This is a genomic window from Vibrio sp. 10N.261.52.A1 (genome assembly GCF_002876325.1).
Classification (GTDB): Bacteria; Pseudomonadota; Gammaproteobacteria; order Enterobacterales; family Vibrionaceae; genus Vibrio; species Vibrio chagasii.
This window is the reverse complement of sequence record NZ_MCYD01001369.1, coordinates 1-20753: the sequence shown is the minus strand read 5'-3', so window position 1 is coordinate 20753 and position 20753 is coordinate 1. Positions and strand designations below refer to the sequence as shown.

General features: G+C 45.1%; 22 protein-coding genes. 17 read left to right on the top strand and 5 right to left on the bottom strand.

What is annotated here, in order from left to right:
• Positions 1 to 1061, top strand: a 1061-nt coding sequence (locus BCT81_RS27955; protein WP_102426551.1) for a class I SAM-dependent methyltransferase, incomplete at its 5' end; no start/stop codon positions are given.
• Positions 1062 to 1086: 25 nt separating this feature from the next.
• A complete protein-coding gene (locus BCT81_RS27950) occupies positions 1087 to 2328 on the top strand; it encodes an NAD(P)/FAD-dependent oxidoreductase (protein ID WP_102426550.1) in 1242 nt (413 codons plus the stop codon).
• Positions 2329 to 2451: 123 nt separating this feature from the next.
• Here BCT81_RS27950 and BCT81_RS27945 read toward each other — a convergent pair whose 3' ends face one another.
• Positions 2452 to 2958 carry a Fe3+-citrate ABC transporter substrate-binding protein gene (locus BCT81_RS27945; protein WP_102426549.1) on the bottom strand — a complete coding sequence of 169 codons (507 nt, stop codon included), beginning with the start codon at positions 2956 to 2958 and terminating at the stop codon, positions 2452 to 2454.
• 139 nt (positions 2959 to 3097) lie between these two features.
• The gene (locus tag BCT81_RS27940) at positions 3098 to 4231 is read right to left on the bottom strand and encodes a flagellar assembly protein FlgT (RefSeq protein WP_102426548.1); all 1134 of its coding nucleotides are present in this window, start codon (positions 4229 to 4231) and stop codon (positions 3098 to 3100) included.
• Positions 4232 to 4423: 192 nt separating this feature from the next.
• Between BCT81_RS27940 and BCT81_RS27935 the strand changes: the two genes are divergently transcribed.
• Both BCT81_RS27935 and flgP read left to right on the top strand, forming a co-directional pair.
• The gene (locus tag BCT81_RS27935; RefSeq protein WP_032498316.1) at positions 4424 to 5059 is read left to right on the top strand and encodes a FlgO family outer membrane protein; all 636 of its coding nucleotides are present in this window, start codon (positions 4424 to 4426) and stop codon (positions 5057 to 5059) included.
• 9 nt (positions 5060 to 5068) lie between these two features.
• Complete coding sequence (gene flgP, locus BCT81_RS27930; RefSeq protein WP_102426547.1) at positions 5069 to 5500, top strand: flagellar assembly lipoprotein FlgP; 432 nt, start codon at positions 5069 to 5071, stop codon at positions 5498 to 5500.
• Between the two features lie 242 nt (positions 5501 to 5742).
• On the opposite strand, the gene flgN is transcribed toward flgP, so the two are convergent.
• The 3 genes from flgN to flgA form a co-directional block, all read right to left on the bottom strand.
• The gene (gene flgN / locus BCT81_RS27925) at positions 5743 to 6168 is read right to left on the bottom strand and encodes a flagellar export chaperone FlgN (protein WP_004739725.1); all 426 of its coding nucleotides are present in this window, start codon (positions 6166 to 6168) and stop codon (positions 5743 to 5745) included.
• A gap of 62 nt (positions 6169 to 6230) precedes the next feature.
• Entirely contained in the window at positions 6231 to 6548 is a 318-nt protein-coding gene (gene flgM, locus BCT81_RS27920) for a flagellar biosynthesis anti-sigma factor FlgM (RefSeq protein WP_061034108.1), read from the bottom strand.
• Positions 6549 to 6726: 178 nt separating this feature from the next.
• Entirely contained in the window at positions 6727 to 7473 is a 747-nt protein-coding gene (flgA, locus tag BCT81_RS27915) for a flagellar basal body P-ring formation chaperone FlgA (RefSeq protein ID WP_102426546.1), read from the bottom strand.
• Positions 7474 to 7550: 77 nt separating this feature from the next.
• On the opposite strand from flgA, the gene BCT81_RS27910 reads away from it, so the two are divergent.
• The 13 genes from BCT81_RS27910 (at position 7551) to flgL (ending at position 20535) form a co-directional block, all read left to right on the top strand.
• Positions 7551 to 8477, top strand: coding sequence for a chemotaxis protein CheV (locus BCT81_RS27910; protein ID WP_004739721.1), 927 nt, complete (start codon positions 7551 to 7553; stop codon positions 8475 to 8477).
• A gap of 11 nt (positions 8478 to 8488) precedes the next feature.
• Positions 8489 to 9316: a protein-glutamate O-methyltransferase gene (locus BCT81_RS27905; RefSeq protein WP_008218231.1), complete on the top strand. Its 828-nt coding sequence runs from the start codon at positions 8489 to 8491 to the stop codon at positions 9314 to 9316.
• A 255-nt stretch (positions 9317 to 9571) separates the two neighbouring features.
• Positions 9572 to 9967, top strand: coding sequence for a flagellar basal body rod protein FlgB (gene flgB / locus BCT81_RS27900; protein WP_004739719.1), 396 nt, complete (start codon positions 9572 to 9574; stop codon positions 9965 to 9967).
• 4 nt (positions 9968 to 9971) lie between these two features.
• Positions 9972 to 10385: a flagellar basal body rod protein FlgC gene (gene flgC / locus BCT81_RS27895; protein ID WP_008218235.1), complete on the top strand. Its 414-nt coding sequence runs from the start codon at positions 9972 to 9974 to the stop codon at positions 10383 to 10385.
• A gap of 17 nt (positions 10386 to 10402) precedes the next feature.
• On the top strand, positions 10403 to 11116 hold the full coding sequence (gene flgD / locus BCT81_RS27890) for a flagellar hook assembly protein FlgD (RefSeq protein WP_008218237.1): 714 nt from the start codon (positions 10403 to 10405) through the stop codon (positions 11114 to 11116).
• Between the two features lie 48 nt (positions 11117 to 11164).
• Complete coding sequence (flgE, locus tag BCT81_RS27885) at positions 11165 to 12469, top strand: flagellar hook protein FlgE (protein WP_008218239.1); 1305 nt, start codon at positions 11165 to 11167, stop codon at positions 12467 to 12469.
• Between the two features lie 251 nt (positions 12470 to 12720).
• A complete protein-coding gene (locus tag BCT81_RS27880; RefSeq protein ID WP_004739714.1) occupies positions 12721 to 13470 on the top strand; it encodes a flagellar basal body rod protein FlgF in 750 nt (249 codons plus the stop codon).
• A gap of 21 nt (positions 13471 to 13491) precedes the next feature.
• Entirely contained in the window at positions 13492 to 14280 is a 789-nt protein-coding gene (gene flgG, locus BCT81_RS27875; RefSeq protein WP_004739713.1) for a flagellar basal-body rod protein FlgG, read from the top strand.
• A gap of 72 nt (positions 14281 to 14352) precedes the next feature.
• Positions 14353 to 15129 carry a flagellar basal body L-ring protein FlgH gene (flgH, locus tag BCT81_RS27870; RefSeq protein ID WP_102426545.1) on the top strand — a complete coding sequence of 259 codons (777 nt, stop codon included), beginning with the start codon at positions 14353 to 14355 and terminating at the stop codon, positions 15127 to 15129.
• Positions 15130 to 15223: 94 nt separating this feature from the next.
• Complete coding sequence (locus BCT81_RS27865) at positions 15224 to 16315, top strand: flagellar basal body P-ring protein FlgI (protein ID WP_008218243.1); 1092 nt, start codon at positions 15224 to 15226, stop codon at positions 16313 to 16315.
• Positions 16316 to 16325: 10 nt separating this feature from the next.
• The gene (flgJ, locus tag BCT81_RS27860) at positions 16326 to 17243 is read left to right on the top strand and encodes a flagellar assembly peptidoglycan hydrolase FlgJ (protein ID WP_102426544.1); all 918 of its coding nucleotides are present in this window, start codon (positions 16326 to 16328) and stop codon (positions 17241 to 17243) included.
• 211 nt (positions 17244 to 17454) lie between these two features.
• Complete coding sequence (flgK, locus tag BCT81_RS27855) at positions 17455 to 19335, top strand: flagellar hook-associated protein FlgK (RefSeq protein WP_008218246.1); 1881 nt, start codon at positions 17455 to 17457, stop codon at positions 19333 to 19335.
• Positions 19336 to 19344: 9 nt separating this feature from the next.
• Positions 19345 to 20535, top strand: a complete 1191-nt coding sequence (gene flgL, locus BCT81_RS27850) for a flagellar hook-associated protein FlgL (RefSeq protein ID WP_008218248.1) — start codon at positions 19345 to 19347, stop codon at positions 20533 to 20535.
• Positions 20536 to 20753 lie beyond the last annotated feature (218 nt).

Sequence of the window (20753 nt, the reverse complement as noted above, 5' to 3'; positions counted from 1 at the left end):
AATTAGATCCATTCAATGCATTAGAAGCAAAAACAGAAGCACAAAAATTATCTTTTGCTCCTATTGTTTTTCATACTGCTCGTACACTTCGTGATTTAGGTATTTTAAAAGCGCTCGATGATGCGGGGAGCGATGGCTTACCTGCTGAGACTATTTCAGAAATAACAGGTGTATCTGAATATGGTGTGAAAGTATTACTTGATATGGCGCTTAGCGCTCATATTGTTGTTTGGGAAAAGCCTAACTATAAGATAGCCAACCTTGGTTTCTACCTGTTGCATGATGGCATGACTAACGCAAACATGGATTTCACAGCCGATGTTTGTTATGCCGCGATGATGCACCTCACTGAAGCGATTGAAGAGGGCACTCCTGCTGGTTTGAAGGAGCTAGGGGATTGGGATACGATCTACCAAGGCTTGTCTCAATTACCTGAAAAAGCGAAAGAGAGCTGGTTCAAGTTTGATCACTTCTACTCTGATCGCTCATTCCCCGTTTTGCTTGAGAAGGTTTTCAGCAAGACACCTAAATCGCTGGTGGATATTGGCGGTAATACCGGTAAGTGGGCAATGCAGTGTTGCAACCATGATTCTGATGTTGAAGTCACGATTGTTGATTTGCCACAGCAGTTAGAAATGGCAATGGCGAACGCTAAGCAACATGGCCATCAAAACAGAGTGACGCCTTTCCCGGCCAACATGCTAGATAAGCAACAAGCGCTGCCAACGGGTGCGGATGTGTGGTGGATGAGTCAATTCCTCGATTGTTTCTCGCCAATGGAAATCCTTAGCATCTTAAAGCGTGTCCGCTCTCATATGTCAGAACAAGCGACCGTTTATATCCTTGAATTGTTCTGGGATGCACAGAAATACGATGCAGCTTCGTATAGCTTAAACGCGACTTCGCTTTACTTTACCTGCTTGGCAAACGGCAACAGTCGTTTTTACTGCAGTGAAGATTTCTTAGAGATAGTTGAAGAAGCTGGCTTTGAAGTGGTCACTCGCACCGATGATATCGGTCTTGGTCATACGCTTCTTGAATTGAAAGCTAGCGCGCAATAACACATAACAAACATGGCTTAAATTAATGAAAAAACTGTCTACTCAAGTAGTGATCATCGGAGCTGGGCCATCAGGGTCTATTGCCGCGTCTTTATTGCACAAAAAAGGCATCGATGTTCGAGTAATCGAAAAAAGCGTGTTCCCTCGCTTCTCAATTGGTGAAAGCCTATTACCCGCTTGCATGGAAGTGATTGAACAGGCAGGCATGACCGACGCGGTGACCAAGGCTAACTTCCAATACAAAGATGGCGCAGCATTTCGTAAAAATGGTGTGTACACCGCGTTCAATTTTGAAGATAAGTTCTCTACTGGACCGGGAACCACTTTTCAGGTTCAACGTGGTGCTTTTGATAAGGTGCTTGCAGATACTGCTGAGGCACAAGGTGTCACTATTGATTACCAGCATGAGTTGACGGGCATTAATTTTACCGACGACAGCACTATTTTAGATGTTCAAGTACTTGATGGAGAAAGCTATCAGCTCGAAGCACAGTACGTTTTGGATGGCAGTGGTTTTGGTCGAGTGTTGCCGAAGATGCTTGATCTGGAAGAGAAATCATCACTTCCACCTCGAAAAGCTATTTTCACGCATATTAACGATCATATCGCTGAGGTGGATACTGAGCTAGATTATGACCGAAACAAAATCCTAATCTCTGTGCACCCAACCAATCCTGATGTCTGGTATTGGTTGATCCCGTTTAGCAACGGTGTTTCTTCATTTGGTGTGGTAGGGGAGCCGAAGTTCTTTGAGTCTTACCCTGAAGATAAGATTGCCGCGATTAAGCAATTGGCAATGGAAGAGCCGGGTTTGGCTGAAATATTGGCAAACGCTGAGTACCCAAACCCTGCGGGTGAAATCGGTGGTTACTCTGCCAACGTTAAACACCTTGCAACTGACAAATACGCACTACTGGGTAACGCTGGTGAGTTTCTTGATCCTGTGTTCTCGTCAGGCGTGACGATTGCCATGAAGTCGGCGCAGTTTGCGGTTGAGTGTGTGGAAAAGCAGCTCAATGGTGAGACGGTCGATTGGGAACGTGAATACGCGGCCCCGCTGATGGTTGGCGTAAACACCTTCAGAACGTACGTTGAAGGTTGGTACTCCGGTACTCTGCAGGATGTGATTTTCTATCAGGATCCCAACCCTAAAATTAAACAAATGGTGTGCTCGATTTTAGCGGGCTACGCATGGGATCAAACCAATCCTTATGTGACAGATTCAAAACGCCGATTGACGACACTGGCAGAGATCTGCCGAAGCTAGATGGTCTATTTAGTGCTTTGCCATCGTGATAGTTCTATCTTATTGCTCCAAAAATAAAAAAACAGCTGCAAATGCGGCTGTTTTTGTATCTGACTCACTAGGTAAACCGATTGGAATTTAAGGCTACTTCAGGTCGATGCTGTTGAGGCGTCCCATGAATATGAGTAAATCAATCACGTCTTTGTGAGCGTCAAGTAGTGCGCGCTTAGTTTGGCTGTATGCGGCCAGTCGACCGTGCTTTCTGATGGAGCAGACCTTGGTTTTGTATTTGTAATCGCCGTTATCGGAGAACACGCGCCATTTGGCGATATAGCACTCATCACGATGTTCAGGGTCACTTTGTGTTGGGTTTGGCTTGAATACAATCTTAGGCTCTAAACTATGCGGAAGGCGCGTCATTAGGTAAGGCTCCTTGAGAACCTTCTTCCAAAACTTACCCCAAAGCTCTTTACCCAGCTCGTCTCTCAATTTGATGGTTTTCTTGAGTGCTTTTTCTTCGCCCATACGAACAAAACCGACAGACCGGTGCAGTACCGTGTCTTCTGGTGTGTGGATGTGGATCTTAAAAGCGGTCTTACCTTTCGAAATAAAGCGATAGCCGGTAGCACCAATTAGATTATTCTGACTCATAGCTTGCTAAATGATGATTATGTTATTAGTAAGGTTACGACAAATACGTAAAAACCGAAACTAATACCCATGAAAAAATTAAAGCCTTAACAGAGGTGCTAAGGCTTTATTAGAAACTATGAGTTTAGAGTGCTGCTAACTACATGATTTTTTGCATCACATCACCAATTTGAATGCTTCCCGCCAGGCTTGGCTGATCAATCGTCAGTTCAGCTTCGTTCTCGTAGACGCGAGAAACGGTCAGTGTGATATCGCTTTGTGAGACTTTATTGCGAGGTAAACCTCGTTGGTCGATAAACGAACCTGTGTGCCATAGCTGCAGTTTGTCACCCTGTTGTACACCATGCATTCGGCCCAAATCAATGGTCACTGTATTACCGAAGACGGCTGCAACTTCAGGAAGCGTGATCTTACAAGAGACTTCAGACTCTAAGTCCAACATGATGTTACGGCTAACACGAAGCATCATGCTGCCGTAGGTCGATGCCCAGAAACGAGCACTGCGAGTGTCAACTTCACTGGTTTTAGCAAATGGCCACTTTGCCACTTCACGATAGCTACGGGTGTAGATTTGATGACCTGTCTTACCATCAAATACTTGCATCTCTAATGCAAACTGACGGTTGATGATGTCATCTTTTAATAGCTTGGATTCGATGGTTGCCGTTAAATCGGTAATGTCACCACCGATAATGTATTGCGCGCCCGTGTCTTGAGCGATCATCTTGATCACTTCAGGTTTACGTTTGTCGATGTCGTAATTGGTGGTACCGACAGAAACAAAGCTGCGAGACTCTTTTGCTAGCTGCCTATCAACCACGTGGCCGAAATCATCACCGATGTTGTAGATTCTTCCCATCACGGCTTGTTGTGGAGAGGTGACATCGATATTCCCCACCAAGAAGGTTTTCTTGTATTGGCTCTCATGGCAAGCATTTGCCGAAGGGTAGATGTCGACTCTTGCGGCGATCATTAAATTGCCACCGCGTTTCTTCTCTTTATCAACCAAGATGTAGCGTACTTCGTGGTTAGTAAATTGGTATTCCTTTTTCTTGCCATCGAGATAAGGCGTCAGGTTCGCAATACTGCCAATGTCAGCCCCCGAGAACTGAACGGCCTTATAGATCGCGTCTTCCAGAGCGTGGATCCTTGCCGTCTCTTCTGACGAGACGATGGTTGCGGTACCGGTAACTTCATACCATGAGGCATGAGCACTGAAGCTTATGATTATCAGTGAACCTATTGAAAATAAGTAAGAAATTATTTTTTTCATCTATTCGTTACCAGTTGGGTATAAATATTGCTTAACAAATAACTATAAGCTTGAAGCTGACTTAAGTGCGTTTTTCTTAATCTGAACCATTAATGAAAAGCAAAGACTGTTCCAACATTGTAATCCATTGAAAAGAATAATGGCGAGAACATATTGGAACAGGTAGCACTAAAACTATCTGGAGATTAGAGAATGAAAAAATGGCTCGTAGTAATGAGTGTCATGTTGCTGACATCATGCGCTTATTCGCCGATCTATAACGGCAAGACTGAGTATGCCGGCAGTCAGTTCATGCTGATGGACAGCCCTCGTCACACCATGGATTTCTTCGTTGAAAGCATGACTGAAGACTTGATCGTGTCGAACACCAGTATCTCAGCAAGAACGCCTATCGCGATCACCTCGTTTGTTGACCTGCAACACATGGACACAACAAACTGGCTTGGTAATTCAGTATCTGAAGGTTTCATTCATCAGTTTCAGCGTCGTGGCTTCAAGGTGGTCGATTTTAAAACCACGGGTTCTATCCAAGTGACTCATCAAGGTGACTTTGCGATTAGCCGTGACTGGAAAGACTTAGCTCAAGAGCAAGACGTTCAATACGTACTAACGGGTACTATGCTGCGCCAAGAGGGCGGTGTGCTTGTTAATGCTCGAGTGGTGGGCATGCAAACTCGTATTGTCGTGGCTTCGGCACAAGGCTTTTTGCCTGCAGACCGTATTGGCCGTGACCTCGATACTCTGAACAGTATTCGAACTCAAGATGGCGTGATCATTCGTTCTGACCCAACGATCAGTCAGCCTTATACTGTTATTCTTCGCCCTTAGGAGTTCGAGATGAAGAAGTTAATATTTGTGGTTGTTGCTTTACTGCTTGTTGGCTGTCAGCCTTTGCAGAGCATGAGACCAGACGATTTCTTGGTTGCTGTTGGTTACGCGAGTATCAGTGAGCAAAAAGGTCGCAACGACGAAGAAAAGCGCATCCGTGCGATGAGAGCCTCTAAGATCGATGCCTATCGTGAACTTGCGGAACAAGTTTATGGTATGCGAGTCAGCGGCCGTGCTGAACTTGAAGACCAACGCCTTGGTACAGAGCGCACATCAGGTGCGGTTGATGGGGTTATCCGCGGTGCAGAAGTCGTGCGCAGTTACCCAGTTGGCGATAGCTATGTGACTGAGCTTCAGTTGGATATCCGCAAGATGGATCAATTACGTAACTACGGTGAAGTTCAAGCGGTACCAGAGAAAAGACAGCAAACACTGTTCTAGTATCAATGAATAAGTGATATTGGTTGCCATTCGCTTTCCAGATGGTGTATCGGTAATTAATAACTCATACCAATGAGAAAGCGGCAAGTATGAAAATACTTGCCGCTTTTTTGTTTATCGTGTTCATGGGCGTACTTTCAGGAGTGTGTCTTTTGGTTGGAGTCGGAGTATAGATAGGCTGAGATACAGATACAGATACAGATAGGAAAAAACAATGGTGTTATCGAAAAGGTGTAGCTTAACTAAGCTTTTACGTTGGTTCCCAACGTTGAAATAGTGTGCGTTTGACCGCCGGCGTTGTAAGTCATGCCAATTTTGCCGTGGCTTTGCTGCATCATGTTGCTGAGTTTTTTGAAGCTGAGGTGTGCTCGATTTAGGGCCTCGCCATTCACCAGGTTCGCTTGATGACAATCGTGCACAATAGACTTGATGGTTGAGACTAACTGAGCAAGTTCAGGATTCTCGGTCAGTTCTGAGATATTGCTATGGGCAGCGATGCGTTGATCGGTTGATCTTAGCTGTTCGACAAGGACCACTTTTTCCTTGGCAATTCGCTCAATATCTGTCGATTGTCGGCTTGTAATAGCGGTTTTCTCTGAACTTAGTAGCTCAGATAAGGCTTTGGCATTTTGAAGTTGGAAATTAACTAAATCTGCTAGTGCCGCCATAACGTAACCTATCAATAATCTTGTGTGTCTTAAGTTAAGCACTCAGTACAAGAGGGGAGAACTTAAAGACCTTTTAATTCGTTTTCGAACTTCATCATATTGTCGGCCAGTTTTTCTGGGTCAACTGTGTATGAACCGTTCGCGATCGCTTCTTTGATTGCTGCAACTTTTGCAGAGTCAAAGCTTGGGTTTGCTGCCATGTCTTGGTGGAGTTGACCGATCGCTTTGCCTTGTTGGCTTAGTGAAACCGCATCTTTGCTCGCTGGTGATTTAGTTGAAACATCAGAGCGTGATGACTCAGAACTAGAATCAGAGCGTACTGCTGATCGGTTAGTGGTCGTTAGGGTTTGCCCTGAACGAATGTTATCAATGCCTGCCATAGTTAAGCCTTTTTCTTCAAAAATGGGAACCTGTACAGTCAATATCGACCAAGGGTTCGATTACTTTAGCAATTTTTCGCTCTTTAGTCGAAAAGGGATATAACACTGAAGCTACGTATTTCAATGCTAGAGTCGAAAGCGAAATAGCTAACGGTACCGCCAATTGAGAAGTAGAGAGTTAAAAGTAAACCGTGACTTCAGACATGTTGGTAACAATACCTTCAATTATACGCTGTGATTTATCATTTTTCACTCTTACTTGATCACCCATAGAGCCATCAGTTAGCGCTGTGCCTTTAGTCGTAATGGTCATGCCACCTTTTACTGCCTGTATGATAACCTTCTCGTTTCGACATACGACACAAATGTCACCCCTTTCGACAACGTCACCCGGCCTTAGGTTCTTTTTTACCTTGGCGCCGATAACTTGCTCTGGAGCGGTGAAGCCTTGGCGACGGAATTTGTTAAGAGAAATCATCGCGGTTGTCACGTCGTATTGACCGACAATCTCGCCTCTCGCGAGTGCTCGAGTAGTCGTCACAAGCGGCACCGACATCGAAAGACGTACCGGTACATAAACTCGCCACTCATCAGGAACACATTGCACTAAAACCGTAATACTGCTGCGGGTATTTGTGGTGGTTGAGGCACTTGTCTCAAGAGGAACCGGGCAGTCTGTTGCTTTGATTCTTGAGTCAACATTTGCTGAATTAACAAAGAGTTCGCCGCCTCGTGGCTGCTCAACGGTATCAATAATGTGTTGCTCTGCCGCAGACTGAATCTTCTCAATTTGTTCTGGGGTCGCAGCTTGCACAAAAAAACTAAACAATATTGATAAAATGCCGATAAACTTAGCGACAGTTTTAAAAGTAGCTCTACACATTGCTATGGAAAGAGGTGGCAAATTTGTTTTATAATACGTCATTCCGTTTCTCTGGTGGTTCGTAGCCTGCAGTAGACTAACACTTTTTATACAAAAAAGTTTGATATGGAGATGAGCTCATGACGGGTATTCTTGATTCGGTGAATCAGCGTACGCAACTCGTCGGTCAAAACCGATTAGAATTACTAACCTTTCGCCTAATGGGGCGTCAGCGTTACGGCATTAATGTCTTTAAAGTAAAAGAAGTGCTTCAATGCCCTAAGCTGACGAAGATGCCAAACTTGAACCCACTGGTTAAAGGTGTCGCACACATTCGTGGCCAAACGATCTCTGTGATCGACCTGAGCTTAGCGATTGGTGGCCGTCCGACAACGGATGTTGAAAAGTGTTTTGTGGTTATCTCTGAGTTCAACCGAACCATTCAAGGTTTCTTGGTCAGTTCAGTAGAGCGCATTATCAACATGCACTGGGAATCGATTCTCCCGCCGCCAGATGGCGCTGGTAAAGCGAACTACCTGACAGCGGTAACCAACATCGACAATGAATTGGTCGAAATTCTTGATGTTGAAAAAATCCTAGCTGAAATTTCGCCTGTTGATGAAACTATGGACAGCAAGATTGCCGAAGAAATCGCAGAAGTAGAACAAGAAAAAGAACTCGTTCGCCGCATCTTGATTGCTGATGATTCAACCGTTGCACGTAAACAGGTTCAACGAGCTATTGAGTCGATCGGCTTTGAAGTGATTGCTGTGAAAGATGGTAAAGAAGCCTACGAAAAACTGATGCAGATGTCAGCAGAGGGCAGCATTTACGATCAGATCTCATTGGTGATCTCGGATATTGAAATGCCAGAGATGGATGGCTATACGCTGACTGCTGAGATTCGCCGTCACGCTGAGCTAAAAGATTTATACGTAATTTTACACTCATCATTGAGTGGTGTATTTAACCAAGCCATGGTTGAGCGTGTGGGAGCGAACTCCTTCATTGCTAAATTCAACCCTGATGAGCTTGGTGCAGCCGTTAAAGCTGCTTTAACTAACTAAAAGAGACATTAATGACTGCTATAACAATAAGTGATCAAGAGTATCGCGATTTCAGCCGTTTCTTAGAATCTCAATGTGGCATTGTATTAGGTGACAGCAAACAGTACTTAGTGCGCAGCCGCCTAAGCCCATTAGTGGCAAAGTTTAATCTAGCTTCGCTGTCTGATTTATTGAGAGATGTAGTGACGGGCCGAAACCGTGAGTTGAGAGTGGCAGCAGTGGATGCTATGACGACGAACGAGACACTTTGGTTCCGAGATACTTACCCGTTTGCAGTGCTTGCGGATAAACTTCTACCGGAAATAGCGGCAAATAAACGTCCTATTAAGATTTGGTCTGCGGCAAGTTCTTCAGGCCAAGAACCATACTCAATGGCAATGACGGTGCTTGAAACTCAAGCTCGTAAGCCAGGTATGCTGCCAAATGTATCGATCACCGCAACGGACATCTCTGCAAGCATGTTGGATATGTGCCGCACTGGCGCGTATGACAACCTTGCTTTAGGTCGTGGTCTTTCTCCAGAGCGTCGCCGTACTTTCTTTGAGGATGCAGGCGATGGCCGCATGAAAGTAAAAGACAACGTTAAGCGCATGGTGAACTTCCGTCCTCAAAACCTGATGGACAGTTACGCACTGCTGGGTAAATTCGACATTATTTTCTGTCGTAACGTACTGATTTATTTCTCTCCAGAGATGAAATCTAAAGTGCTTAACCAAATGGCGAACAGCCTGAACCCGGGTGGTTACTTGCTTCTGGGGGCGTCTGAGTCGTTAACTGGTTTAACGGACCGCTTCGAAATGGTTCGTTGCAACCCAGGTATCATCTACAAATTGAAGTAATTGCCGCCACCTAAATATGGTGTGACATTACTGAATAATTTTAAAACCCAGCCAAGTGCTGGGTTTTCTTTTTCCGGCTTAACCTATATCTTTAAGTCAGAGTGACATTCCAACTTACTCTATTTTTTGGCTTGTATATTGCAAGTTTACCCACGAGTAACCTGTAAAAGCATAAATAGACCACTTTGTTTCAAAAGTTGGTATATATATTGCTTTGGTTATTTCATAACAGTCAGTTCTTGAGTTGAGGTTTAGATGGCTATTTCTTTTGACAATGCTTTGGGCATTCACCAGCACACAGTTGGTGTACGTGAGCGTAACGCTGAGGTGCTTTCCACCAATATCGCGCAAGCAAACACGCCTGGGTATAAAGCAAAGGGATTAGACTTCAAGAAATCACTGCAGGCGGCAAGTTCTGGGGCAAGCATTGGTCTTAGCCGCACAGACGGTCGGCACATTTCTGCCGAAACGACGGTGAATGGGGAAACGAAGTATCGAATTCCTACCCAACCTGATACAGGAGATGGCAACACGGTTGATTTGGATTTGGAAAGAAACCTTTTCATGCAAAACCAAATTAGGCATCAAGCCTCTCTCGACTTCCTAGGAAGTAAGTTCAAGAATTTAACTAAAGCGATTAAAGGGGAATAATTAGATGAGCTTATTTAATGTATTCAATGTGACTGGTTCTGCGATGAGTGCTGAATCTGTTCGTCTAAATACGACCTCGAGCAACCTTGCAAACGCGGACAGTGTAAGTAGTTCTGCTAAAGAAACTTACAAAGCTCGCCACGCAGTGTTCGGCGCTGAGTTAAATCGAGCACGCAACAGTGACCACACTGTGCCTGTGAAAGTATTAGGTATCGTAGAAAGCGATAAGCCGCTGAGCGCGGAGTACAACCCAGACCACCCATTAGCGAACAACGAAGGCTTCATCTACAAGTCTAACGTGAACGTTATGGAAGAGATGGCAAATATGATTTCGGCATCACGTGCGTACCAAACGAACGTACAGGTTGCTGACTCGAGTAAACAAATGCTGCTGCGTACGCTGCAGATGGGTCAATAAGGATAAGGAGGTAGCACATGGCTGGAATCAACAACAATGTTGGTCAAAGCGGCTTGTCCTATGTTGACCAGCTGAAGAGTCTTCAAGATGGCGCTAAGAAGCCCGACGAAACAACTGGTAAGCAGGATCTTAAGCAAGAAGATTTCTTATCTTTGTTGACTAAGCAACTAGCACAGCAAGACCCTTTTAAGCCGGTTAGCAATGACCAGATGATTGCGCAAATGGCTTCATTTGCGACCGTTGATGGCATCGGCAAAATGAATTCACAGTTTGAAAGCTTGAACTCATCGATGACCTCTAACCAAGCACTGCAGGCCTCCTCTTTGGTTGGTCGTGATGTATTGGTTCCTGGTGCGGCAGGTGTAAAGCAAGGTGATGGCGGTATGGCGGCAATGGTTAAGCTTCCTCAAGCGATGGACAACGTTATGGTCCGTGTTGAGAACGAAGTGGGCCAATTAGTTCGCACTTTTGATATTGGCTCTAAACCTTCAGGCGATACACGTGTTGAATGGGACGGAAAAGACGAAGACGGTAACCCATTGCCGGCCGGTAAATACAACGTGAAAGCGTCGGGTTTACTGGATGGCGAGAACACAGAGTTCCAAGTTTCCAGCTATGCGAACGTGAACAGTGTGCTTCTTGGTAAGGGTGATGGCAACGTACTACTCAATCTGGCTGGTTTCACATCGCCAGTACGACTTGCTGAAGTACTAGAGGTTGGTAAAGCGTAGCTCTAAATGAGTGAACATGCTAGCTAGATAGATTAGGAGAATATTGGAATGTCATATGTAGCTTTAAGCGGCCTATCCGCTGCACAATTAGACCTGAATACAACCAGTAACAACATTGCGAACGCAAACACATTTGGCTTTAAAGAGTCTCGTGCTGAGTTTGGTGATGTTTACTCAAACTCGTTGTTCACAAACGCAAAAACGACGTCAGGTGGTGGTGCGCAAGCTAGCCAAGTGGCGCAACAGTTCCACGAAGGTTCAAGTATTTATACAAACAACCCAATGGATCTACGCGTAAGTGGTACTGGTTTCTTTGCGGTAGCGAAAGACCGTATGGTGCCGGAGATTAACGAACTAACTCGTAATGGTGCATTTCACCTAAACAAAGACAACTACATGGTTACGGCTAACGATGAGTTTCTTTTAGGTTACGATGTTGATCCAAACTCGGGTGAAGTTCTTTCTTATGCGCCAAAGCCTCTCGACATTCCAGCTGAATTTGGTAAGCCAAAGCAGACAGAAAACATTGAAGTAGGAGTTAACCTTCCCGCAAACGGTGACCTTAAAGATCCGGCTGCATTTAACTTCAAAGATGCTGATACCTATAACCGTGCAACGTCTTCGACGGTATACGATTCTATGGGCCAGTCTTACAAGTTAACGACTTACTACCTCAAAGATCAGACGCAACCAAATACTTGGCAGACGTACTACACCATGACTGATGAGACTGGCGAGAAGCCACTCAACATTACTGGTGGTGATGCAACGAATGCTCAAGGTCATGTTGGTCATACAATGAAGTTCAACAATGACGGTACGTTAGCAAGCTTGAACAGTGGTCAACCGATAAACTCGGACCCACTAGGTGCTGGTGCGAACCCAATCGACTTGAACGGTGCAGATCCAACACAAGTGCTTAAGTTTGGTCTAGATTCTTCAACCCAATTTGCGGCTCCGTTTGAACTGACTAAGTTTGATGAAGATGGTGCAACAACAGGTTTCTTAACCAAAATCGATTTCGATGAGTACGGCAGTGTTCTAGGTACTTACTCAAATGGTGAAAACGTAATGCTTGGTCGTGTTGGCCTAGTACGCGTACCAAACGAGCAAGGTCTGGATAAGAAAGGCGGTACCCAGTGGGATTCTACTAACGACTCAGGTGACAAAATCTGGGGCGAATCTAACAAAGGTTCATTTGGTAGCATCAACAACGGCTCTCTGGAGCAGTCGAACATCGATATGACTCAAGAATTGGTTGATTTGATTTCTGCTCAACGTAACTTCCAAGCGAACTCTCGTTCTCTAGAAGTACACAACCAACTACAACAGAATATTCTTCAGATTCGTTAATCGTTTCTAACGTTTGAATCATCTGTGAATACCCAATTCAATGTTATTGAATTGGGTATTGTTGTTTGCTTTTTTATTTGCCGCCCTTATTGCCGCCCGGTAATGCCACTGGCAACAATTCTTCCTCAATGATCCTTTTGTGATCACCTTTCTTGTTTGTTTTTCATTTAAATTGTTGATAAATAACAGTTAAAAATATTGGCACAGTGTTTGCTTTATTAGCCCCAGAAGATGATTTTTGGAGCAAAATTATGGATCGCGCACTGTTTCTTGCCATGAGTGGCGCTAAGCAAAATATGCAAGCTTTGCAGCTACGTGCAAACAACCTTGCCAACGTAAGTACAACGGGTTTCCGTGCTGATTTAGCACAAGCGCGTTCAATGCAAGCGTATGGCGAAGGTATGCCTACTCGTGTTTTCAGCATGACAGAACGTCCAGGACATAATTTTGCGCAGGGTAGTGTTGTTACCACTGGTCGTGATCTTGATGTCACTATCCAAGGTGATGGTTGGATTTCGGTAATGGACAACACTGGTCGCGAAGGCTTAACACGTAACGGTAACCTAAAGGTTGACCAAAACGGTTTGTTGACCAATGCCAGTGGTCACTTGGTATTGGGCGAAAATGACGCGCCAATCACACTGCCAATCCCAATCAGTAAAGTCGAAATTGGTACAGACGGTACGATCTCAGTCATTCCTCAAGGCGCTCCAGCTGAGGAATTGGAGGTTGTTGATCGTATTAAACTTGTACGTCCAGATAATCAAAGTTTGTTTAAAGATACGAATGGTCTATTCCGTTCGAAAAACCCAGATCAGGCATACGAAGCCGATGCAGCGGTAACGTTGCTAAAAGGTGCGGTCGAAGGCAGTAACGTAAATGCTGTAGGTGAAATGACCAGCCTAATTGACTTACAACGTCAGTTTGAAATGCAGGTCAAGATGATGAGCACAGCAGAGGAAATGGACAAGTCGTCTGATTCACTGCTTCGTATGAGCTAATAGAATTTAAAGGAAATTGCTATGCATCCAGCATTATGGGTAAGTAAAACAGGTTTAGACGCCCAACAAACCAATATTTCAACCATTTCAAACAACCTTGCTAACGCCTCGACGATTGGTTTTAAAAAGAGCCGTGCAGTATTTGAAGATCTGTTCTATCAGAATATTAACCAGCCTGGCGGTCAGTCGTCTCAGAACACTGAGTTACCAAGTGGTTTGATGCTAGGTGCGGGTTCTAAAGTGGTTGCGACTCAAAAGGTTCACACTCACGGTAACGCGCAGACTACGTCGAACAGCCTAGATATGATGATTGAAGGCGACGGTTTCTTCCAAGTTGAAATGCCAGATGGTGAAACAGGTTACAGCCGAAATGGTCAATTCACACTGAACGGTGACGGCGCAATCGTGACATCGGGTCAAGGTTACCCGCTACAACCAGAAATCGTTATCCCTGAGGATGCAATCTCAGTGACAGTCGGTAATGACGGTGAAGTATCGGTTCGTCTCCGTGGTGAGCAAAACAACGTTGTTGTAGGCCAAATCACTATTACTGATTTTGTAAACCCAGGGGGGTTAGAGCCTGTAGGTCAAAACCTTTACTTGCCGACAGGTGCGAGTGGTGACCCACAAGAAGGTGTACCTGGCTTCGATGGCCTAGGTAATATCCGCCAGTCGATGCTAGAAACATCGAACGTAAACGTAACCGAAGAGCTTGTGAATATGATTGAAGCTCAACGTGTTTACGAAATGAACTCGAAAGTTATCTCGTCGGTAGACAAGATGATGAGCTTTGTTAACCAACAGCTGTAATCGGTTAATTCACCGCTTACTTGTTTCGTATTAATCGACGTGTTCGTCATGACTTGCTGAGAGTATATCGCCATGAAACGTATTTTTTGTTTAGCCCTGTTTTTATCTATGAGCGGTTGTTCTGTATTGGATCCAATTGAGACGCCAGCAGAAGAGAACGCGACCACAGTGGTTGATGCGGTAGAAGGTGATAAATCGGCTCAAGAAAGTTCAGGCATTGTTGATACGCTTCGCGGCCGAACGGACCCTATTGCCGGTGATCCTGCATGGGCGCCAATTAATCCAAAACAGAAGCCAGAGCATTATGCAGCGGCAACCGGTTCACTATTCAACGTAAACCATATTGGCAGCATGTACGATGATTCAAAGCCTCGCGGTATTGGTGACATCATTACTGTGGCATTGGATGAAAATACTCGTGCGACGAAAAAAGCCAATGCAGATATGTCTAAGTCGAATGACTCATCAATGGAGCCTTTGGCTGTTGGTGGTCAAGAGTTAACAATAGACAAGTACAACTTCTCGTACGACCTAAGCAACACCAATACTTTCGCAGGTGACGCGTCTGCTAATCAGAGCAACAGCATCAGTGGTTACATTACTGTAGAAGTGATTGAAGTGCTCGCTAACGGTAACCTTGTGGTGCGTGGTGAAAAATGGATGACATTGAACACCGGTGATGAGTACATCCGCCTAAGTGGCACCATCCGTCCGGACGATATTGATTTCGATAATACCATCGCTTCAAATCGTGTTTCTAATGCACGAATCCAGTATTCAGGAACCGGAGTGCAACAAGATATGCAAGAGCCTGGATTCTTGGCACGATTCTTTAATGTATCTCTGTAGAGCTTGAGATAGCGTCGACATACTGACAGCCCGCGTTACTCAACAATATTTCGCTAAGTTATTATTAATTAAAGCAATACAGACAGGTTACTCAATGAAAAAACTCACACTCGTACTATTCGGCATGCTATTTCTTGCCACCAGTGCCCATGCTGCGCGTATTAAAGACGTGGCAAAAGTGGCGGGTGTTCGTAGTAACCAACTTGTCGGCTATGGTTTGGTCACGGGCTTGCCGGGTACCGGTGAGACAACTCCCTTTACCGATCAAACATTTAACGCGATGCTGCAAAATTTTGGCATCCAATTGCCGCCTGGCACTAAGCCAAAAACCAAAAACGTAGCGGCAGTAATTGTTACCGCTGAACTGCCGGCTTTCTCTAAGCAAGGTCAGGAAGTTGACGTAACCGTATCTTCAATCGGCTCAGCAAAAAGCCTGCGTGGTGGTACCTTGCTACAAACCTTCCTAAAAGGTCTTGATGGTCAGGTGTATGCTGTGGCGCAAGGTAACTTAGTGGTAAGTGGCTTTAGTGCTCAGGGTAACGATGGTTCTAAGATTGTCGGTAATAACCCTAACGTAGGTATCATCTCTAGTGGTGCAACAGTAGAGCAAGAGATCCCAACGCCATTCGGCCGTGGTGACTACATCACATTCAACCTAATCCAATCCGATTTCACAACAGCGCAGCGTATGGCTGATGCAGTTAATAATTTCTTGGGCCCACAAATGGCGTCAGCGGTTGATGCGACGTCTGTAAAAGTGCGTGCACCTAGAGAAATCAGCCAACGTGTGGCTTTCTTATCGGCAATCGAAAACATTGAATTTGATCCAGCTGAAGGCTCAGCGAAAATCATCGTTAACTCTCGTACTGGTACCATTGTCGTTGGTAAGCACGTGCGCTTAAAAGCGGCGGCGGTAACGCACGGTGGTATGACAGTTGCGATTAAAGAAAACTTAAACGTGAGCCAGCCGAATGCATTTTCTGGTGGCCAAACGGTAGTAGTGCCTGATTCAGATATCGAAGTCACTGAAGCTGATGGCAAGATGTTCAAGTTTGAGCCGGGCTTAACGCTGGATGATTTGGTTCGCGCAGTCAACGAAGTAGGCGCAGCACCTTCTGATCTAATGGCAATCCTTCAAGCACTGAAACAAGCGGGTGCGATTGAAGGCCAGCTGATCATTATCTAAGGAATAGAGCATGATTAAGAATAACAACGACATCGGCTTTATTCATGACATCGGTAGCCTAGACCGTCTTCGTCAACAAGCAGTAAACGGTGAAGAGGGCAGTGAGAAAGAAGCACTGACCGCAGCGGCAAAACAGTTTGAAGCGATTTTCACCTCAATGTTGTTTAAGTCGATGCGCGATGCGAACTCTAGCTTTAAATCGGATATGTTGAACAGCCAGAACGAACAGTTCTACCGCCAAATGCAAGATGATCAAATGGCGAGTGAGCTCAGTGCGAATGGTTCGCTAGGTCTTGCGGATATGATTGTTGCACAGTTAAGCGCCGGCCAATCTAGCGACGCGACAGAAGATAAGGTTCGTAGTGAAGGCTTTGATACTTCATTGCAAAGACCTCAATTCTCAGGTCGTTCAGATGAGAGAGCACAAGAAATCCAATCTGCGTCAGCAGCCAAACAGCCGGTATCTTTCGATTCACCAGAATCGTTTGTGACTTCAATGAAGCCTTACGCAGAAAAAGCAGCAAGCGCGCTTGGTGTGGACTCATCTCTATTATTGGCTCAAGCGGCACTGGAAACAGGCTGGGGTTCTAAGATGGTCAAGAACTCTCTAGGCAACAGTAATAACCTATTCAACATCAAAGCAGACAGAAGCTGGAAAGGCGATAAAGTGGCGACTCAAACACTCGAGTTCCATGGTAAAACTGCCGTTAAAGAATCCGCTTCTTTCCGTTCTTACTCTAGTTTTGAAGACAGCTTCAATGATTATGTGAAGTTCTTGAACGAAAACCCAAGGTACGAAACGGCGCTGCAGCACCAAGGTAATTCAGAGAATTTCATCAAAGGGATTCATCAAGCAGGCTACGCAACCGACCCTAACTATGCTGATAAGGTATTGCGAGTCAAAGCTAAGATTGATGAGATGAACTAGGTCAAATCGATTGAACATCTAGAGCTTGCCACTGGCAGGCTCTTTTCTTATCTACCGCTTAATATTCAACAGCACCACATATAGTTATCTCTTTACACTTCAATAAATTAACGCCTTTTGACTCACCTTCCTCTCTATTGGCATACATATTGCTTTTTAAACTGGTAGTTAATCAGTTTATCCTGATTTTGTTAAGTTTTTTGGGGGCATTATGGCGTCGGATCTTCTGAATGTAGGGGCACAAAGTGTTCTTACTGCTCAGAGACAGCTAAACACCACAGGTCATAACATTTCTAACGCCAATACAGAGGGCTATAGCCGCCAATCTGTGATTCAAGGTGTTAATGACCCGCGCCAGTACGGTGGTCAAACCTACGGCATGGGTGTGCATGTGGAAAATGTTCGCCGCTCTTGGGACCAATTTGCCGTCAATGAACTTAACCTATCGACAACCAATGCCGCCAACAAAGGCGACACTCAAGGCAACTTGGACATGCTGTCGAACATGTTGTCTTCGGTGGCTTCGAAGAAGATTCCAGAAAACCTAAATGAATGGTTTGACTCGGTTAAAACCTTAGCCGATACACCGAACGACGTTGGTGCTCGAAAAGTCGTAATCGAGAAGGCTGGGTTACTCACAAAAACGTTGAATGAATTTCATGAGACGGTTCGTCAACAGTCTGATTCTACGAATAAAAAATTAGATATGGGTATCGAGCGAGTCAACCAACTCGCGATCGAGATCCGTGATGTACAACGCCTGATGATGCGAACTCCTGGGCCTCATAACGACCTGCGAGATCAGCATGAAAAGCTAATTAATGAGCTTTCTGGTTACACCAAAGTAACGGTGACACCACGCTCAAATGCCGAAGGCTTCAATGTCCATATTGGTAACGGCCACACCTTAGTATCAGGCAGCGAGGCAAGCCAGCTAAAAATGGTGGACGGTTTGCCTGATGCACACCAGCGTCGTTTGGCGATTGTTGAAGGAAAGTCTTTAAAGCCGATCACCAGCAGTGACATTGATGGAAAAATCGGTGCCATGTTAGACATGCGAGACGAACACATCCCAGCAATCATGGATGAGCTCGGCCGCTTGGCAACCGCGTTTTCGTACAAGGTTAATGCTCTTCAAGAGCAAGGCTTGGATCTCAACGGCAATGTGGGTAAGAACCTGTTTACCGATGTGAACTCTGAGCTGGTGGCAAAATCTCGTGTGACGGCAAGTGGGCAATCCAAAGCGGATGTCGCTGTGTTTATTGATGATACTTCTGCCTTAAAAGGTGGAGAGTACGGTCTTAAATACGATGGTAGTGATTACGTGGTGACCAAGCCAAGTGGCGAAACGGTCAAAGTGAGTACCGATTCGAGCGGCAACGCATTTTACCTTGATGGTATGCGCGTCGAAATTCGTAATCCGCCTGAACTTGGTGAAAAGCTGTTACTGCGTCCAACGCGTAATTTTGCCGCGCAGATTCATATGGCAACCACAGATCCAAAAGACATTGCCGCACAAAGCTATGAGGCATCGACGACGTTTGCCAAGGGTACTGCTGGGTTCAAAATCCTAGAGGCAGGCCAATTGCGTGAGTTTGAAGTGATCGTATCACCCAAGGGTGAGCAATTCGCGGTGACGGATCCAAAAGGCAACATCTTAATGCAGCCTCAACCGTATCCGCCACAAGGGCCAGTGACGATTAACGGCACGACCTTCGAGTTGACGGCAGGCGCGTTGGCAAACGACAAATTTACGGCAAACCTTGTCCCATCAGAAGGTGACAATGGCAACTTGCGTAAGCTGCAAGATCTCCAAACGGGCAAGATCTTGAACGATGGTGAGTCTACGATTTTAGACCTTTACCACAACCTGAATACCAATACGGGTCTGAAGTCTTCAACGGCTAATCGCTTGAGTGATATTGCGACGTTAGAAAAGCAGTCAGCCCAGGAGCGTATTGCTTCAATCTCAGGGGTTAACCTTGATGAAGAAGCGGCAAACATGATGAAGTTTCAACAAGCGTATATGGCTTCTTCACGCATCATGCAAGCTGCTAACGATACCTTTAATACTATTTTGGCTCTGAGGTAGGAAGTATAAATGTTAAATCGTATATCTAGCTTCCATAACTACCAGTCCGTACAAAATGACTTGCGCCGTCAAGAGAACAAGGTGCATCACAACCAGGCGCAACTCGCTTCGGGTAAGAAGCTGCAGTCGCCAAGTGATGACCCGTTAGCGACGCACTATTTACAGAATATTGGTCAGCAATCAGAGCAGCTTAAACAGTACGTTGATGCTATTACTCTGGTTAGAAACCGCCTTGAGCACCATGAGGTGATGATCGCTAACTCGGAAGGCTTTGCTGATGAAGCAAAACGAACCGTGATGGAAATGATCAACGGCGCGTTGTCACCTGAAGACCGTTTAGCGAAGAAGCGTGAAATCCAAGAGTTAGCGAATAACTTTTTGTACTTAGCAAACTCTCAAGACGAGTCTGGTAACTACACATTTGCTGGTACTAAGCCAAAAAGTCAGCCCTTCTTTCGCGATAACGAAGGAACGGTGACGTATCAAGGTGACGACTATCAGCGAAAGATGCGTGTAGCGAGTAGCTTTGAAATGGCGATGAATGATCCGGGCAGTAAGTTATTTATGGAAATAGATAACCCATTCGGTGATTACGAGCCTCAATACGAGCTTGAGCCCGCATCTGAATTACTACTTGGTCGTGCAACAAACAGTGCAGAAGATGGTTCTACTTATAAAGTAACCTTTGTTGATATGCAGACTGGTAAGTTTGCGTACCAACTTGAAAAAGATGGCGCTGTGGTTGCTGCTGAAGATTTTGACCCTGCGACTGGCATTGTCTACGAAGGGCTAAATATTCAGTTTAAAGGACAAGTCACTAAGGGCGATTCGATCACCTTAGAGCCGAGAGAGACATTCTCGATCTTTGACACGTTCAAAGAAGCGGCAGAGCAGGTAGAAAATCCAGTGTCCGATGCATCGGCAACGGCAAAACTGCACCAAATGACGGAAGAGTTCCATGCTGCGTTTATCCATTTAACGAAAGCGAGAACGGATGTTGGTGCCCGTTTGAGTACATTAGATATTCAAGAGCAACAGCATGAAGATTTTAAGTTGTCTTTGGCGAAAGCGAAAAGCAACTTTGAAGATTTGGATTACTCGAAAGCCATCATTGAATTCAATGAAAACTCTCGAGCACTGCAAGCTTCACAGCAAGCGTTTGGCAAAACAAAAGACCTAACCTTGTTTAACTATATTTAATGATTGATCGGTATTTAGTGGTGAACTGCTAAATACCACGGAGTCGATTCTTTGCCTTATGTGCTATGCCATACGTGCGAATGACTTCAAAAATTGCCGCTTTTTCGTACGAAGCATAATGTTTCTTGATATAGCGGCAAAAAACGGCAACAAGAGGATGAGGGCAGTTTCATCTTCTAAAAGTAAACAATCATAATCGCGTTTAATTTTCTGTAAGT

Bases quoted from the DNA above. Each gene is read 5' to 3' on its own strand.
- BCT81_RS27880 (WP_004739714.1), top strand. From the start codon at position 12,721: ATGGATCGCGCACTGTTTCTTGCCATGAGTGGCGCTAAGCAAAATATG.
- flgE (WP_008218239.1), top strand. From the start codon at position 11,165: ATGTCATATGTAGCTTTAAGCGGCCTATCCGCTGCACAATTAGACCTG.
- flgK (WP_008218246.1), top strand. From the start codon at position 17,455: ATGGCGTCGGATCTTCTGAATGTAGGGGCACAAAGTGTTCTTACTGCT.
- BCT81_RS27935 (WP_032498316.1), top strand. From the start codon at position 4,424: ATGAAAAAATGGCTCGTAGTAATGAGTGTCATGTTGCTGACATCATGC.
- flgA (WP_102426546.1), bottom strand. From the start codon at position 7,473: ATGACGTATTATAAAACAAATTTGCCACCTCTTTCCATAGCAATGTGT.
- flgP (WP_102426547.1), top strand. From the start codon at position 5,069: ATGAAGAAGTTAATATTTGTGGTTGTTGCTTTACTGCTTGTTGGCTGT.
- flgM (WP_061034108.1), bottom strand. From the start codon at position 6,548: ATGGCAGGCATTGATAACATTCGTTCAGGGCAAACCCTAACGACCACT.
- flgD (WP_008218237.1), top strand. From the start codon at position 10,403: ATGGCTGGAATCAACAACAATGTTGGTCAAAGCGGCTTGTCCTATGTT.
- flgJ (WP_102426544.1), top strand. From the start codon at position 16,326: ATGATTAAGAATAACAACGACATCGGCTTTATTCATGACATCGGTAGC.
- flgN (WP_004739725.1), bottom strand. From the start codon at position 6,168: ATGGCGGCACTAGCAGATTTAGTTAATTTCCAACTTCAAAATGCCAAA.
- flgL (WP_008218248.1), top strand. From the start codon at position 19,345: ATGTTAAATCGTATATCTAGCTTCCATAACTACCAGTCCGTACAAAAT.
- BCT81_RS27905 (WP_008218231.1), top strand. From the start codon at position 8,489: ATGACTGCTATAACAATAAGTGATCAAGAGTATCGCGATTTCAGCCGT.
- BCT81_RS27910 (WP_004739721.1), top strand. From the start codon at position 7,551: ATGACGGGTATTCTTGATTCGGTGAATCAGCGTACGCAACTCGTCGGT.
- flgC (WP_008218235.1), top strand. From the start codon at position 9,972: ATGAGCTTATTTAATGTATTCAATGTGACTGGTTCTGCGATGAGTGCT.
- BCT81_RS27945 (WP_102426549.1), bottom strand. From the start codon at position 2,958: ATGAGTCAGAATAATCTAATTGGTGCTACCGGCTATCGCTTTATTTCG.
- flgG (WP_004739713.1), top strand. From the start codon at position 13,492: ATGCATCCAGCATTATGGGTAAGTAAAACAGGTTTAGACGCCCAACAA.
- flgH (WP_102426545.1), top strand. From the start codon at position 14,353: ATGAAACGTATTTTTTGTTTAGCCCTGTTTTTATCTATGAGCGGTTGT.
- BCT81_RS27940 (WP_102426548.1), bottom strand. From the start codon at position 4,231: ATGAAAAAAATAATTTCTTACTTATTTTCAATAGGTTCACTGATAATC.
- flgB (WP_004739719.1), top strand. From the start codon at position 9,572: ATGGCTATTTCTTTTGACAATGCTTTGGGCATTCACCAGCACACAGTT.
- BCT81_RS27950 (WP_102426550.1), top strand. From the start codon at position 1,087: ATGAAAAAACTGTCTACTCAAGTAGTGATCATCGGAGCTGGGCCATCA.
- BCT81_RS27865 (WP_008218243.1), top strand. From the start codon at position 15,224: ATGAAAAAACTCACACTCGTACTATTCGGCATGCTATTTCTTGCCACC.